Genomic DNA, 14226 nt, shown 5'->3' with positions numbered 1-14226 from the left:
GTCCTATCGCGCGGCCGGCTGCAGCACCATCGGTGCCAGCGGCTCCTGCGTGACATCAGCTTCCGCGCCCAGCCGCAATACGCTCGCCGCTGCCGGCACGACGGCATCGGCCATTGCTGCATGACCTTCGCCGGTGGGATGGATCGCGCCGCCATAAACGGCCGAGAGAATGCCCCAGGTCGCATCGTGGATATCGGCCGGCTGGATCGCCGCCGAATAGCCCTGCGGATAGGTCATCGCCGCGAAGTAGCTGTCATTGGCGTCGCGGATCCAGCGGCCACGCGGCAAATAGGGGCGGAATTCGCTGGCGCCGCGACCGCACACCATCGGCTGCGCCGCCGCTTCGACGAGACTGGTCTCGAAGCTTTCGCCCTTGGGCGAGAAGCAGGCGCGATCGAATTCGGGATCGGATGAGGAGCGTGCGCAGAAGCCGTGATTGGCGAAGGTCGCCTGATGCTGATCGACGAAGGTCATGCGGTCGGCTTCGGGATTGCGGCACAGTACGCCGCCCTGGCACAGTGCGATGGACTTCAGTTGCGGCAGGAATTCGGACTCGACGAAATTCGCGACATTGGCCAGCCGCTGCGGATCGGCGCTGAAGGATGGATGCACGTCGAAGCCGGCCGGACCGCCGGGGCAGGGCGCGCCATTGGCGAAAGTCGGGTTGGCGTAAGCGGCAAACACCACGCGCGACATGTCTCCGCCGAGCAGCGGTTTCAGGGCTTCCCGTACCTTGCCGAAGCTGGAGGGCAGTTCGCGTACCAGCGCGCTGCGGGAGTCCTCGACCGAGCCGAGAATGCCGCCGCGCTTGAACAGCGCACGTTCGGTGGCGTTCTCGACGATGACGTCGGCAACGAGCCCGGAGAAGTTGATGTCGTTGGCGCCGATCGACAGCAGCACGAGATCGAGCCGGCGTGCCGGCTGACGGCGCTTGGCGGCAGTGATGGCTTCGCGCAGTTCGGCGATCTGCGCGTTGACGCTGCCCGCACAGGTGCTCGCATTCTTCGTGGTGAGGCACTCACGCGCGCGCTGTCCACCCAGCAATCCGTCGGCGATGGTCGCGCCCGAACAGGCCAGCGGCAGATAGGTGACGGCGATGTGCGGATACTGCACGGCGAGCGCCAGCGCGGCGCGTGTCTGGTAGCTATAAAGCGAGCGGTGGCACGCGGCATTGAACCACTGCGCGCCCGCGCGCTGCCAGGCCTGCAGCGATTCATAGGAGTCGCAGGAGCGGCCGCCTTTGAAGCCGGCGCGGCTCGGCCGATAGAACTGCCCGCTGGGGCCGCCGAGATAAGAGCGGAAGCAGAAGCCGTCATCGGACAGCGCGACCGGACGATCCGGATTGCCTTCGCCCGACGCAATGGAATCGCCGAGGCCCGCAATCAGGATGTCGCGCACGGCGATGTCGGCGCTGACCCGCACAGGAGCCTCGGCGCCGCTGGTGACCTCCACAGTCGCGACCGTGCGGCGACCATAGATGGCGCGGAAATTGATCGGCTCGGCGCAATCGAGCGTAGATTGGCGCGGGCCTTCGCCGTCCTCGAAGGTCCAGGCGCAGATCGCACCGACCGGCACTTCGCCGGTAAGGCGGACGGTGATCGGGTGCTCGGTCGGCGTCAGGTAGCTTTCCTTGACGGTGTCGCGGGTGCAGGGCTCGCTGACCTTTCCCGCCAGATCGATGCATAGCCGGTTGACGGTGTTGCGCGCCCAGCCGCGGCCGTCGCTCTGCACGCCCAAAGCCTGTTCGGCACCCAGCACGCTGCGGTTGCGCATGGCGTCGACATGGAGCTGGAAGTCACGTTCTTCGCGGAATAGCCGGAAGCGGTTGCGCACTTCCCAGGAAATCTGGATCGAACTGTTGGCGACGCCCTGCGCGGCGGCCGATCCAACCGGCAGCGCGCCCAGCATGCCGAGCAGCAAGGCGAGGTTGATCAATGAACGTCTGAAATAGATGGGGGCCATGGCGGTGTTGAACGTCACGTATGGGGCGGAAGTAAGAAATCGATTGGCCGGACGCGTGATGTGGCACGCCCGGGACTGATTCAACCCTGTGACTGACGCTTCAATGGCTGCTCATGCACCACGACCGGGGCGGGCTCGGTCTCGCGACGTTCATTGCGGTCATCCAGGCGGCGCCTGTGCCATGGCTGGATGACACTGAGCCAGATTTCGCGGGTGCCCATGATGCAGATCGAGATGGCGAACGGGATCATGAAATACAGGATCCGGAACATGACCACGGTGGCGACCAGCTCCTCCTGGCGGAACTGCGGCAGCGCCACCAGCAAAGCGGCGTCGAATACGCCAAGGCTGCCCGGGGCATGGCTGGCGAAGCCCAGCAGGGTGGCGAGGATGAACACCACAGCCAGCGAGACGAAATCGATAGTGGGCTGATCTGGCATCAGCAGATACATAGCCAGCGCGCAGAAGCCGAGATCGACAACGCCGATGGCGATCTGCAGCAGCGTCAACTGGGCGGAGGGCAGGACGACCTTCCAGCCGTTCTGACCGAGCTCGCGGCGTTGCTTGCCGATCGACAGCCAGACCAGATAGCCGATGATGCCGGCCAGACAGCCGAACCCGATCAGCCGATTGATGGCATTGGGCAGGAGATCGATGGCCGAGGCGGCCTGCGGATGCCAGACCATGCCGATGCCCAGCACGAACAGATTGCCGAGCCAGAAGGTCAGTCCGGAGATGAAGCAGATCTTGGCGACGTCAATGGCATTCAATCCGTAGTCCGAATAGATGCGGAAGCGGATGGCGCCGCCAGTGAACACGGTGGCCCCGATATTGTGGCCGATGGTGTAGCTGGTGAAGCCCGAGAGTGCCGCGATCCGATACGGCACATGCTTCTTGCCGATCGTTCTGAGCGCGAAGTAATCGTAGAAGGTGAGAGTGCAGAAGGCGCCGATCACGCACAGCGTCGCCATGGCGATTTGCATCGTCGATTTTGCGGCCATCGCCGCCAGGATCTTGGCGGTATCGAGGCCCTTCAGGGTATGCACCAGATGGGAGATGGCGAGGGCGATGACGATCAGGCTTGCGACAACACCCAGCCGTTTCCAGCCGACGTGTTGCTTGAAGCCGCGCCCGAGCGCGGTCAGCAATCGTTGCATTCGTCCTCCCGGCGGAGCGCGAACAGGTGGAAAGCCGATCGGGGTAACAGGCGGCAAGCGGCGACCAATTCACTCATACGCGAAGTTCACTCATCAAGCCCAAACCCTTACGGCAAAAACGTTTCGTTGTGCAGTCCTTGACAGCGCCAGCGTTAATACCGCGCCGCAAGGTCGCCACATACCCGCGCCGGCTGCAAAGCCCTGACCCTGCACGACAATCGCACACACAATTCCGAGCCATTCGTCCCGCATTTCATATAGGCGGGCAAGTCGAATGTTCCATGCGGCAAATCAAGACGGTCCCGGAACACGTCCCAATATCGATGGTTACCGGCCTATCGCAACCGAGCGGGACAATGCGCCGCAGCGGCCACCCCGTTCCAGAACATCGGGATTGAAACGATGGGACTGTTCACCAAGGACATCAAGACGATGGATGACCTGTTTGTGCACCAGCTGCAGGACATTTATTACGCGGAGAAGCAGCTTCTGAAGGCGCTGCCGAAAATGGCTGACAAGGCTGCAGAACCACTGTTGAAGCAGGCTTTCAAGACGCATTTGCAAGAAACCGAAGTGCATGTGCAGCGGCTTGAGCAGGTCTTCGCCATGCACGGCGCCGAGGTGAAGGCGGTTACCTGCCCGGCAATCGACGGTATCATCAAGGAAGCCGACGAGACCGCCGGGGAAGTCGAGGACAAGAAGGTACTCGACGCCGCGCTGATCAATGCGGCTCAGGCCGCCGAGCACTACGAGATCGCGCGTTACGGCAGCCTGATCGCGTGGGCGCGCCAGCTTGGCCGCAACGATTGCGCGGCCGTGCTGCAGAAGACGCTCGATGAGGAAAAGACCACCGACAAGAAGCTGACGTCATTGGCCGAAGGCAAGGTCAATATGCGCGCCGCAAGCTGATCGCGGTACCAGCGATCACACGGCACAGAACAATCGCGCGGGCGAAAGCCTGCGCGATTTTTTTGGGCTTCGCCTATGCCTTTCGCAGCGCAAAATGGGCGCCGCAGAACGCCATGACGCCGCCGAGGCCGAGGGCGGCAAGACTGGCCAGAACACCCGATGCCGTCGGTATAGCGTTGGGCGCCGAGGCCGCCTGACCGGCGCCGGCCAGAAACAGCACGCCAATGGTGATCAGAAACTGCCGCATGCGCTGCGGGATGCGACCGGATGCTGCGCTGTGCAGCAGGTTAGCGGTCACATAGCCGCCGACAAAGGCCATCGCCGCGATCAGCCACCAGGCGAAGGCGGATCCGATCGGCATGAAATTGTCGGGATCGTTGCGCCAGAGGCCACCGAGGTCGAGGCCGAATCGCTGGCCGAGCATGTGTACGGCCAGCGCCAGCAGCAATCCTGAAATCATCGCGCCGGCCAGAATCAGGCGGCGCGGAAAAGTGGTCGTCTCGGCCATGGCAAGCTTGTAAGGGACATGCAGGCGATCGCGCAAGCAAGCGAGGTCGAACAGTGCAGGGGACTTCTGTTTGCTCAAGACCCTCTTCAGGCGCAGGGACGCATCGTCTGCCGCAGAAGCGGCAGGGCCGGGGCACACCTATGCCTACAAGGCCTCCCTGATTGGCGCCGCGCATCGTTATGAATTGACCGATGAAGGTTTGTTATGGCGCACAGGTCGTCGCTCTGGTGTCTGGGCCTATGCGGATATCGCGGCGATCCGGTTGTCCTATCGGCCGATGGGTATGCAGCACCGCCGCTTTCGCGCCGATATCGATCATGCCGACGATCGTCACATCACGATCTTCTCGACGTCGAAACAGACCGTCGCGCTGATGGAGCCGCAGTCGGGCTACAGCGCGTTTATCCTGGAGCTACATCGACGCCTCGCTGCGGCAGGTAGTCTAGCCAGGCTAAGCTCCGGCCTGCGACCAGGCATCTACACAATGATTGTCGTGGCACTGGCTTTTGTCGGTCTCGCAATGACAGCGCTGCTCCTGCGTGCGCTGCTCACCGGCGAGTTTGCCGGCGTGGTCTTCATCGTTGGCTTCTCAGTATTCTCCGGCTGGCAGATCAGCGGTTTCATCCGCCGCAACAAACCGCGCAACTACACATTCAGCAGCGTGCCGCAGGAGCTGTTGCCGTAGTCACGGCCGCACGACGAGTACCGAACATTTCGCATAGCGCACCACATGGCCGGCATTGGAGCCGAGAAAGTAAGTGCGCATCGCCGGGCGGTGCGAGGTCATCACAATGAGATCGGCCTTGATCGCCGAGGCTTCTTCGAGAATCTCGTGATAGATGCCGCCCTGTCGCACCACGCTGGAGACGCGGCTACTGTCGATGCCGCAATCGCGTGCCACCGCCGCAAGAGCGGCCTGCGACGATTCCAGTTGCTGAGTATCGAAATCCGCCGGGACATATTCGGCCAGCATCACCGGCGTCATCGGCATTATGTTGAGCAGCCGGACGGTGGCACCGAAGGTTTGCGACAGCGTCGCGGCCTGGGCAATCGCGGGTTTGGCCACATCGGTTTCGGCCAGATCGATCGGGACCAGAATGGATTTGTACATGCGCACCTCCATCGTCGTCCGGAGAAGGATAGCACAAACCGGTTCCGATGGGCGCGGCTTATTCGCCCGCGGCGCCCTTCAGCAGTTTCGGACTGACGAATTGCACGAGTTTTCCACCGCGGAAGGCAACGTCGTTCCAGTCCTCGATGGGAAAGTCGATCACCACGATGCTGCCGGTTGGCAGATTGTCGGCGACGGCTTTCCTGCCTGCGGCATCGCCGCCGCCAATCAGGCTGAGCGCCATTTCATGCAGGCCGGGATTGTGGCCGACCAGCATCAGCTGCTCTGGATCTTCCACGGCTGCGCCGCGGATCACCGCCAGCAATTCGGAGAGGCCGGCGCCATAGAGTTCATCCAGGCTGGCGACTGTTGGTTTCGCCGCTGGCATTGCCGCGGCCACGAGGCTCCAGGTCTGCTGCGCGCGTACCGCCGTGGAGACGCAGACCAGGTCGGGCAGGGGCGGATTTCTGCTGAGCCAGGCGCCCATGAGAGCCGCATCCAGCCGGCCGCGGTCATCCAGCCTGCGATCGAAATCCTTGCCGCTCGGCGCGTCCGTTTCAGTCTTGGCGTGACGCAGCAGCAGTAAACGGCGCATGGCGCGATCTCGATTCGGCAAGAGGTAGTAGCGAGGCGGGCGGCGCGGTCGCGCCAGACCTCAGGTCTGCGGATTAATGGACATGAACCGTGAGGACAAGGTGACAAGCGCCCCACCTGTCCGTAAGAAAACGTTATGACCGCCCCTTCCGCAAGCGTGACATTTGGACCTGAGGTCGCCGACGCCGACCGCGCGCGGCTGACCTTCAGCCTCGATGTCGATGTCTGCGTGGTCGGGGCCGGGCTCGCCGGGCTCAGCATTGCGCTGGAAGCGGCGCGTCTGGGTGCGAGCGTCGCGGTGCTCGAAGGGCGCTATGTCGGCTGGAACGCGTCCGGCAACCAGCTGGGAACCGTGATGCCGGGCTTTGGCCTGCCGCTCGCCGATCTGATTGCGCGTGTTGGCCTGGAGGACGCTCGTGAGTTGTGGTCGCTGTCGAAGCAGGGCGCAGAGTATGTCCGGACCCAGGCATCAGACGACCTGATCCCCGGTCTCGGCCTGTCCGAGGGCGCGCTGGAAGTCTCCAATGTTGATGTCGGCGATCGCCTGATCTCACGCCTGCAGATGCTCGGCGAAGATTTCGATACTGAAGTGGACGGCTGGCAGATCGACCGTGTCCGCGACGTGCTGAAAACCAAACGCTACTTTCACGGCGTGCATTATCCGAAGGCGTTCCAGATCGACGGCCGCAAATATCTGCTGGGCCTCGCAGCGCTGGCGAAACAGGCTGGTGTGCGTATCTTCGAGGACACGCCGGTAGTCAGCATCGATGCCGGCGGCATCCGCAAACGCATCGTGACTCCGTCGGCGCGGATGCGTGCCACACAAATCGTGCTGGCCGGCAATATCCATCTCGGTGCGCCTGCGCAAAAGCTGTCGGACACGCTGTTGCCGGTGTGGCGCTATGCCGGCATCACCGAACCGCTTGGTGAGCGTCTCGCCGAGGCGGTGACGTTTCAGGGCTCGGTGAGCGATAGCGACGGCGTCGACCATTTCCGTATTGTCGATGGTGATCGGCTGATGTGGTCGAGCCCGGAAACAACCTGGGCCGGGCAGCCGGAGCGCTATGCCGGCGCCATCGCGCGCCGCATCCGCACCGTGTTTCCGGCGCTGGGCAAGGTTGCCATCGCCGAGACCTTCGGCGGTGCGCTCGGCCAGACCGTCCACGGCATGCCGCAGATCGGGCAACTCCGTCAGGGATTGTGGGTCGCCAGCGGCTTCAGCCATCGGGGCCTCAACACAACGGCCATGGCCGGGCAACTGATCGCCCGTGGCATGTATGCCTATGACGATCGCTTCAAGCTGTTCGCGCCGTTCGAACTGGTCTGGGCTGGTGGCACGACCGGGCGGGCCGTCGGCTACGCGGTCGGGCTATGGGAGCGGCAGGGTTCGGCGCTGGCCGGCACGCTGGCGCGGTACCGCGAACGGGCCGGGGCACGGGAGCGGATCCGTGAGGCCCGGCTGGCCGAGGCCAATCTGCGCGCGGGAACGCGGGGCCCGCGGCCGGGCTAGGCCGATCCACCCGGTTGGGGCGCGCAACAAAACGTGAGTAATATTTCGGAACCGGCGTGTAACTTCCGGCTCGTCCGCCCGTATTTCAAGCGAACGAGATGATTGTCTCGATTGTCAGGGAGACCAACCATGATCGACCGCCGCTTTCTTTTGACGACCGCTGCTGGCCTGGGAGGATTGCTGTCGCTGAAATGGCTGACGGCTTCGCCGGCGCGGGCTGCCTCGGACGAGAAGTTCGAAGTCGTGAAGACCGACGAGGAATGGCGCAAACAGCTCACGCCGCAGCAATACGAGATCCTGCGCAAGGAAGGCACCGAGCGGCCGTATTCGAGCCCGCTGAACAAGGAAAAGCGCAAGGGCACCTTCGCCTGCGCCGGCTGCGACAATCCGCTGTTCTCGTCGGACACCAAGTTCGAGAGCGGCACCGGCTGGCCGAGCTTCTGGCAGCCGCTGCAGAATGCTGTGGGCGAGCGCAAGGATTCGACGCTCGGCATGGTCCGCACCGAGATCCACTGCCGTCGCTGCGGCGGCCATCTTGGTCACGTTTTCGATGACGGCCCGAAGCCGACCGGCCTGCGCTACTGCATGGACGGCTTCGCGATGATCTTCAAACCGGCCGCGCCGTCGGCGACCTGAGCAACTACGCAGAACCCGGCGAAATCAGGCGCCGATCCGGCAATTATTTCCCTGCTAGGCAATTGTGCCCCGGTCCATGGACCGGGGTTCTTTGTTTAGTGCGTTGAATTCGTTGAATTTATCCCCTTGGCACGGGGCTTGCGACATCTCCTCCGACAGCGGCTGTGAATTTGGCACCATCCGGCGGGCCGCCCGGATCGAAGTTGGAGACGATGTAATGGGTATCTTCGGCGCTCTCACCACGTCCGTTGCGGGCCTGCGGGCGAACTCCTATGCGCTGGAAAATATTTCCGGCAACATCGCCAACTCGCAGACCACCGCCTTCAAGCGGATCGATACCAGCTTCCTCGACCTCATTCCCGATGCCGGCACATCCGCACAGGTGGCCGGCAGCGTGACGGCGCAATCGCGCAGCACCAACACCATCGCGGGATCGGTGCAGTCGTCTTCGGTTGCGACTTACATGGCCATTAACGGCGACGGCTTCTTTGCGGTGCAGAAGCCAGGCAACGTCTCCGACTCCACGCCGATCTTTGACGGCGTCAACAAATACACCCGGCGCGGCGACTTCTCGCTCGACAAGAACGGCTATCTCGTCAACGGCGCCGGCTACTATCTGCAGGGCGTCAAGATCGATCCCTCGACCGGCAACCCGGCCGGCAGCACGCCGGAAGTGCTGCGCTTCCAGAATGACTTCCTGCCGTCGCAGGCCACCACCAAGATCGATTACCGCGCCAACCTCGCCAGCTATCCGCTGACCACCAAGCATCAGACGTCGGTGCCTGGTTCCGAATTGCTGCGATCGGCCGACTTCGTGTCGAACCCGCGTGTGCTGGGCACTGCGGCAACGCCCTTCGGCAATACTGCTGTTCCCGGAAACGCGCGCAACAATTTCGCGACGACGCCGGCGCCGATCTCGGCGAATACCAAACTCGCGCCCGTATCCGGCAGCGATACGCTGCCGGTCGGCTTTGCCAACGGCGATACGCTCGTGCTGAAGACCACCAGTGCCGGTGTCACCACGACCAAGACGCTTTCGTTCTACACGGGCGCCGTTGCTCCTGCAGCCGTGCCAGGCACGACCTTTATCCCTATCGACACGGCCGATGTCGGCGACGTGCTCACCGCCATCGACACCGCGACCGGCAATGCGTCGCCGCTATCGAGCGTGTCCGCCACCGGCGTGATCACGTTGAACTCCGGTACGGCGAACGACTTTACGCTGGCGGCAGGTTCGACGACCACGGCGGTCGCCGCATTCCAGGCCCTGGGTTTCACCGGCACCGTTACCGGCCTTCGTTCGGGCGGCGGCACGGCGGGCACCGGCGTCGTGATCGGCAGTGACTCCCAGACCTTCCTCGATGAATCGATCAGCGGTGGCGCCAAGACGGTCTATGATGGCAACGGTGCACCGGTCAGCCTGCAATTCAGATGGGCGAAGGTCGAGTCCGCCACGCAGGGCGGAACGGATACCTGGAACCTGTTCTACCAGACCGATCCAGCGGCCACGGGTGCAAGCCCTGCCTGGCAGAATGTCGGCACCGACTTCAAGTTCGGCCCGAACGGCCAGATGCAGCCCGTTGTCGGCCAGATCACGCTGACCGGCCTGACCGTCAGCGGCAAGAGCCTTGGCAATGTCACGATGGCGTTCGGCACGGGCGGTCTCACGCAATTCGCCGACACCAACGGCAACGTCCAGGTCAATCAGCTCGAGCAGGACGGCTATGCTGCGGGTCAGCTGCAGAGCGTATCGGTCAGCAATGAAGGACGTGTGGTCGGCAGCTACTCCAACGGCCGCAACATCGATCTTGCCGAAGTCAGCATTGCCACCTTCAACGGCGCCAACTTCCTCAAGCGCATCGACGGCGGTGCGTTCGAGACCACCAACGAATCCGGCGAAGCGCTGTACGGCAAGGGTGGCAGTATTTCCGGCTCGTCGCTGGAGTCGTCGAACACCGACATCGCCGATGAATTCACCAAGCTCATCGTCACCCAGCAGGCCTATTCGGCCAATACCAAGGTGATCACGACCACCAACACCATGGTTCAGGATCTGCTGAACGTGATGCGTTAATCGGAGGGCCGCATCTGCGGCCTTCTTCCCGCGTCAACCTTGAGAGCGACAGTTAGTTATGAGTCTGAACGACGCACTCTCCATCGCCATGTCCGGCCTGCGCGCCAATCAGGCCGCGATGTCGCTGGTCTCCTCGAATGTGGCCAATGCGGAAACGCCTGGCTACATTCGCAAGTCGACGGATCAGGTCGCAGTCAATTCCGGCAACGGCAGCAGCGTCCGCACCGTCGGCGTCAATCGCGAACTCGATCAGTATATCCAGGCGCAGCTCCGTACCGAAACGTCGGGCGCGGGCTATGCCTCGCTCCGGTCGAGCTTCCTGCAGCAGATGCAGAGCCTCTACGGCGATCCTGGTTCAGTCGGCTCGCTCGAATATTCCTTCAATGCCCTGACGACAGCAGTGCAGGCGCTGTCAACGAGCGCGGACAGTCAGTCGGCGCGGATCGGCGTGCTCAACGCCGCGCAAACACTCGCGCAACAATTGAATTCGATGACGCAGGGTATTCAGAACCTGCGCAGCTCGGCGGAAAGCGGCATCAAGGATTCGGTGACGACCGCCAACACTCTGATGAAGCAGATTGCCAAGATCAACAATCAGTTGACGGCCAATCCGCAAGGCGGAACATCGACGGATTCCAACACCGCCGCGCTGCTCGATCAGCGCGATCAATATGTCACGCAGCTGTCGCAGCTGATGGATATCCGCGTCACCACCAATGGCGCCAATCAGGTCACCATCTTCACCGGTTCCGGTGTGCAGCTGGTGGGCAACGAAGCGGCGACACTGGCGTTTAATGCCCAAGGCACAGTATCGGCCGGCACGACGTGGAGCGCGGATCCCAGCAAGAGCAATCTCGGCTCGGTGGTGATCGAATTTCCGAACGGCGGATCGATCGACCTGACTGCTGCCGGCGCTATCAAGTCGGGCACGATCGCCGCATATACTGAACTTCGCGACAAGACGCTTGTCGAGGCGCAGAATCAGCTCGATCAGTTCGCAGCATCGATCTCGAGTGCGCTCTCGGACAAGACGACGGCCGGAAGCGTCTTTCCCGTGCCGACGGTGCCGCCGACGACGCTGCCGCCGGGAACGCCGACCGGCTTCACGCTCGACGTATCGCAAATGAAGCCGGGCAATGTCATTCACTTCACGTATACGGATACGGCGACCAACACGCAGCGCGAAATTTCGTTCATGCGGGTCGATGATCCCAGCGTGCTGCCGCTGCAGAACACGGCAACAAGCAATCCGAATGATACCGTCATCGGCCTCGATTTTTCTTCGGGCTTCGGCTCGGTTCTGAATCAGTTGAACGCGGCGCTTGGCGGCCAGGCTACGTTCTCCGGCACGGCCGGCGCGCTCACCGTTGTCAACAATCCCGCATTCGCCAACGTCAATGCGGCGTCGGTGACGGTCACGCAAGGTCCCACCGATCTAAGCAATGGCAGCCCGGAGCTGGCGCTGTTCACCGACAACGGCGCTGCCTATAGCGGTGGCATCAGCAAGAACGGTTCGCAGATGGCCGGTCTCGCCGGCCGGCTGACGATCAACAATGCGATCGTCGCCGACCCCTCCAAGCTGGTGGTTTATAGCGGGTCGACGGCAGCAGGCGACACGACGCGGTCGGCCCTCCTGCTCAACCAGTTGAACAATGCCAGTTTCACTTATTCGCCGGCGACGGGAACGGGCAGTGATACGGCGCCGTTCAAGGGGACGCTGCTGAGCTATATGCGCCAGTTCGTCGGGCAACAGGGCGCCGCGGCGGATTCCGCCAAGCAACTTGCGGATGGCCAGAACGTCGTTCTCAACACACTCGACAAGAAGATGGCAGACGCGTCCGGCGTGAATATGGATGACGAGATGGCGCATCTGCTGTCTCTGCAGAACGCCTATTCGGCCAATGCGCGCGTGATGTCGACGGTCAACGAACTATACAAAACCCTGATGCAGGCATTCTGAGGCAATCATGACAATCAGCGGTGTCGGCTCACGCACATCCTATATCGGATCCGGAATTACCAATCTGCGCGATCAGCTCGACACGCTGACGCAGCAGCTGTCGAGCGGCAAGATCTCCAACACCTATGCAGGGCAGGGCAGCGGTCGCAGTCTCGCGATCGCGCTCCGCGCGCAGATCAGTGGCGTTGCGGCCTATGCCGATACTGCCGTCAATCTGAACACGCGCATCGGCGTGGCAAATCTGTCGCTGCAGCGGCTGGTGGCGATCGGATCGGATGTCAAAGGCGCCGCCGTCAGCGCCGGCAGCAATTTCGACAATACCGGTCAGACGCCGGGGCAGAAGACGGCTTCGCTCGGCTTCTTCGATTCCGTCGATATGCTGAATGCGCGGTCGGGTGACCGCTACCTGTTTTCCGGCCGCGCCACCGATACGGCGCCGGTCGCGCCCGCCGACCAGATCATGAACGGCAATGGTGCGCTCGTCGCCGGCCTCAAGCAGGTGATCGCCGAGCGCAAGACGGCCGATCTCGGTGTCAACGCAAACGGGCGCGTTGGCAGCGCAGTCGGAACCCCGGTGACCTCGGTGGTGATCTCGGAAGAGGACGCGACACCGGCACCGCCGGCTGTGGCGCAGCCGTTCGGCATGAAGGTCACAGGTGTGTCCACCACGATTGCCGGTGCGACGGTCACCCAGCCGGTCGACCTGCCCGCAACCGTTCCGCCGACGCCGCCGGCAACGCCCGTGCAGAAATCGATGTCGATCGATCTTGGGGCGACCAACCCGAATGTCGGCGATCAGGTCAAGTTCACCTTCACGATGCCGGATGGCACGAAGGAAGACATCGTCCTGACCGCATCGGATAAGACACCCCTGCCAGCCAATTCGTTCTTGATCGATCCCGGTCAGCCGAACGCCGTTCCGCCGGTGGCGCCGTCATCGACGGCAACCGCAGCGAACCTCAATACCGCGCTCGGCACAGCCATGAAGGATCTCGCCAACGGGCCGATGGTGGCGGCCTCTGCGATCGAGGCTGGCGACAATTTCTTCGACCAGCCGCCGCTGCGCGTCGGGTCGACGCCGCTCGGCTCTGCAACCACGCTCGTTGCCGGCACGGCCGACAATACCGTGATCTGGTATCAGGGCGAGCAGGACACGGCCGCCAACGGCTCGGCCCGCGGATCGGCAGTCTCCCAGGTCGATACATCGATCACGGTGCAATATGGCGCACGCGCCGATGAGCAGGCCCTGCGCGCGCAATTGCAGACAGTCGCCGTGTTCGCGGCCGTGGCCGTCGATCCGGCACAACTCGGCAATGCGACCTATGCCAAGAACGCCAGTGCGCAGATCGCGGCGCTGAACCAGCGCGTGGCGCAGAACCTGGCGGATATCCCCGGCCAGCAGACGATTCAGGACATCCAGGCCGACTTCGCCGGCGCGCAGGCATCGATCAAATCGACTACGGATCGGCAGGTGCAGACCAAGGCCATGGCCCAGACGATGCTCGACTCCATCGAGGGCATCAATGATGACGAGGTCGCAACCAAAATTCTGGCGCTGCAGACCGCTTTGCAGGCTTCGTATCAGACAACGTCAAATCTTTATCAGATGAGCTTGGTTAAGTTTCTTTAACGGGTTGCTTCGTGTTTACAACTTCGCCGGGTTTTGGTCGCCTCGTCAAAATCCGGGAAGCCAACCTCCCAACGATACAAAAGCACTGATAACAAACGACAAAGCCCGACTTTTACGAGTCGGGCTTTGTCGTTTTGGGGGACGGGTGCAGGTAGTCAAACACACGCACAGGGAG

General features: G+C 62.6%; 12 protein-coding genes. 7 read left to right on the top strand and 5 right to left on the bottom strand.

Annotated features, from left to right (window positions below; translation table 11 throughout):
- Positions 1-3: 3 nt before the first annotated feature.
- Both AB8A50_RS12570 and AB8A50_RS12565 read right to left on the bottom strand, forming a co-directional pair.
- Complete coding sequence (locus AB8A50_RS12570) at positions 4-1962, bottom strand: hypothetical protein (protein WP_439077842.1); 1959 nt, start codon at positions 1960-1962, stop codon at positions 4-6.
- 80 nt (positions 1963-2042) lie between these two features.
- A complete protein-coding gene (locus AB8A50_RS12565; RefSeq protein WP_439077841.1) occupies positions 2043-3119 on the bottom strand; it encodes a lysylphosphatidylglycerol synthase transmembrane domain-containing protein in 1077 nt (358 codons plus the stop codon).
- A 402-nt stretch (positions 3120-3521) separates the two neighbouring features.
- Between AB8A50_RS12565 and AB8A50_RS12560 the strand changes: the two genes are divergently transcribed.
- Positions 3522-4028, top strand: a complete 507-nt coding sequence (locus AB8A50_RS12560; RefSeq protein WP_068735594.1) for a YciE/YciF ferroxidase family protein — start codon at positions 3522-3524, stop codon at positions 4026-4028.
- 73 nt (positions 4029-4101) lie between these two features.
- On the opposite strand, the gene AB8A50_RS12555 is transcribed toward AB8A50_RS12560, so the two are convergent.
- On the bottom strand, positions 4102-4536 hold the full coding sequence (locus AB8A50_RS12555; RefSeq protein ID WP_089265199.1) for a hypothetical protein: 435 nt from the start codon (positions 4534-4536) through the stop codon (positions 4102-4104).
- A gap of 70 nt (positions 4537-4606) precedes the next feature.
- On the opposite strand from AB8A50_RS12555, the gene AB8A50_RS12550 reads away from it, so the two are divergent.
- Positions 4607-5221, top strand: coding sequence for a hypothetical protein (locus tag AB8A50_RS12550; RefSeq protein WP_439077840.1), 615 nt, complete (start codon positions 4607-4609; stop codon positions 5219-5221).
- Here AB8A50_RS12550 and AB8A50_RS12545 read toward each other — a convergent pair whose 3' ends face one another.
- Positions 5222-5647: a universal stress protein gene (locus tag AB8A50_RS12545; RefSeq protein WP_093757305.1), complete on the bottom strand. Its 426-nt coding sequence runs from the start codon at positions 5645-5647 to the stop codon at positions 5222-5224.
- A 58-nt stretch (positions 5648-5705) separates the two neighbouring features.
- The gene (locus tag AB8A50_RS12540) at positions 5706-6242 is read right to left on the bottom strand and encodes a SixA phosphatase family protein (RefSeq protein ID WP_439077839.1); all 537 of its coding nucleotides are present in this window, start codon (positions 6240-6242) and stop codon (positions 5706-5708) included.
- A gap of 135 nt (positions 6243-6377) precedes the next feature.
- Between AB8A50_RS12540 and AB8A50_RS12535 the strand changes: the two genes are divergently transcribed.
- From AB8A50_RS12535 to AB8A50_RS12515, 5 genes are all read left to right on the top strand, one after another.
- Positions 6378-7751 (top strand): NAD(P)/FAD-dependent oxidoreductase, encoded by a 1374-nt coding sequence (locus AB8A50_RS12535; RefSeq protein ID WP_439077838.1) that lies wholly within the window; start codon positions 6378-6380, stop codon positions 7749-7751.
- Positions 7752-7880: 129 nt separating this feature from the next.
- On the top strand, positions 7881-8387 hold the full coding sequence (gene msrB / locus AB8A50_RS12530) for a peptide-methionine (R)-S-oxide reductase MsrB (RefSeq protein ID WP_439077837.1): 507 nt from the start codon (positions 7881-7883) through the stop codon (positions 8385-8387).
- A gap of 217 nt (positions 8388-8604) precedes the next feature.
- Entirely contained in the window at positions 8605-10461 is a 1857-nt protein-coding gene (locus AB8A50_RS12525) for a flagellar hook-basal body complex protein (protein WP_120291384.1), read from the top strand.
- A gap of 58 nt (positions 10462-10519) precedes the next feature.
- On the top strand, positions 10520-12421 hold the full coding sequence (flgK, locus tag AB8A50_RS12520; RefSeq protein WP_439077836.1) for a flagellar hook-associated protein FlgK: 1902 nt from the start codon (positions 10520-10522) through the stop codon (positions 12419-12421).
- A 7-nt stretch (positions 12422-12428) separates the two neighbouring features.
- Positions 12429-14051: a flagellar biosynthesis protein FlgL gene (locus tag AB8A50_RS12515; protein WP_439077835.1), complete on the top strand. Its 1623-nt coding sequence runs from the start codon at positions 12429-12431 to the stop codon at positions 14049-14051.
- The last annotated feature ends 175 nt before the right edge of the window (positions 14052-14226 follow it).

The sequence above is a fragment of the Tardiphaga sp. 841_E9_N1_2 genome (genome assembly GCF_051811065.1).
Taxonomy (GTDB): domain Bacteria; phylum Pseudomonadota; class Alphaproteobacteria; order Rhizobiales; family Xanthobacteraceae; genus Tardiphaga; species Tardiphaga robiniae.
The sequence above is the reverse complement of the archived record's forward strand: the minus strand, read 5'-3'. Positions and strand labels throughout refer to the sequence as shown.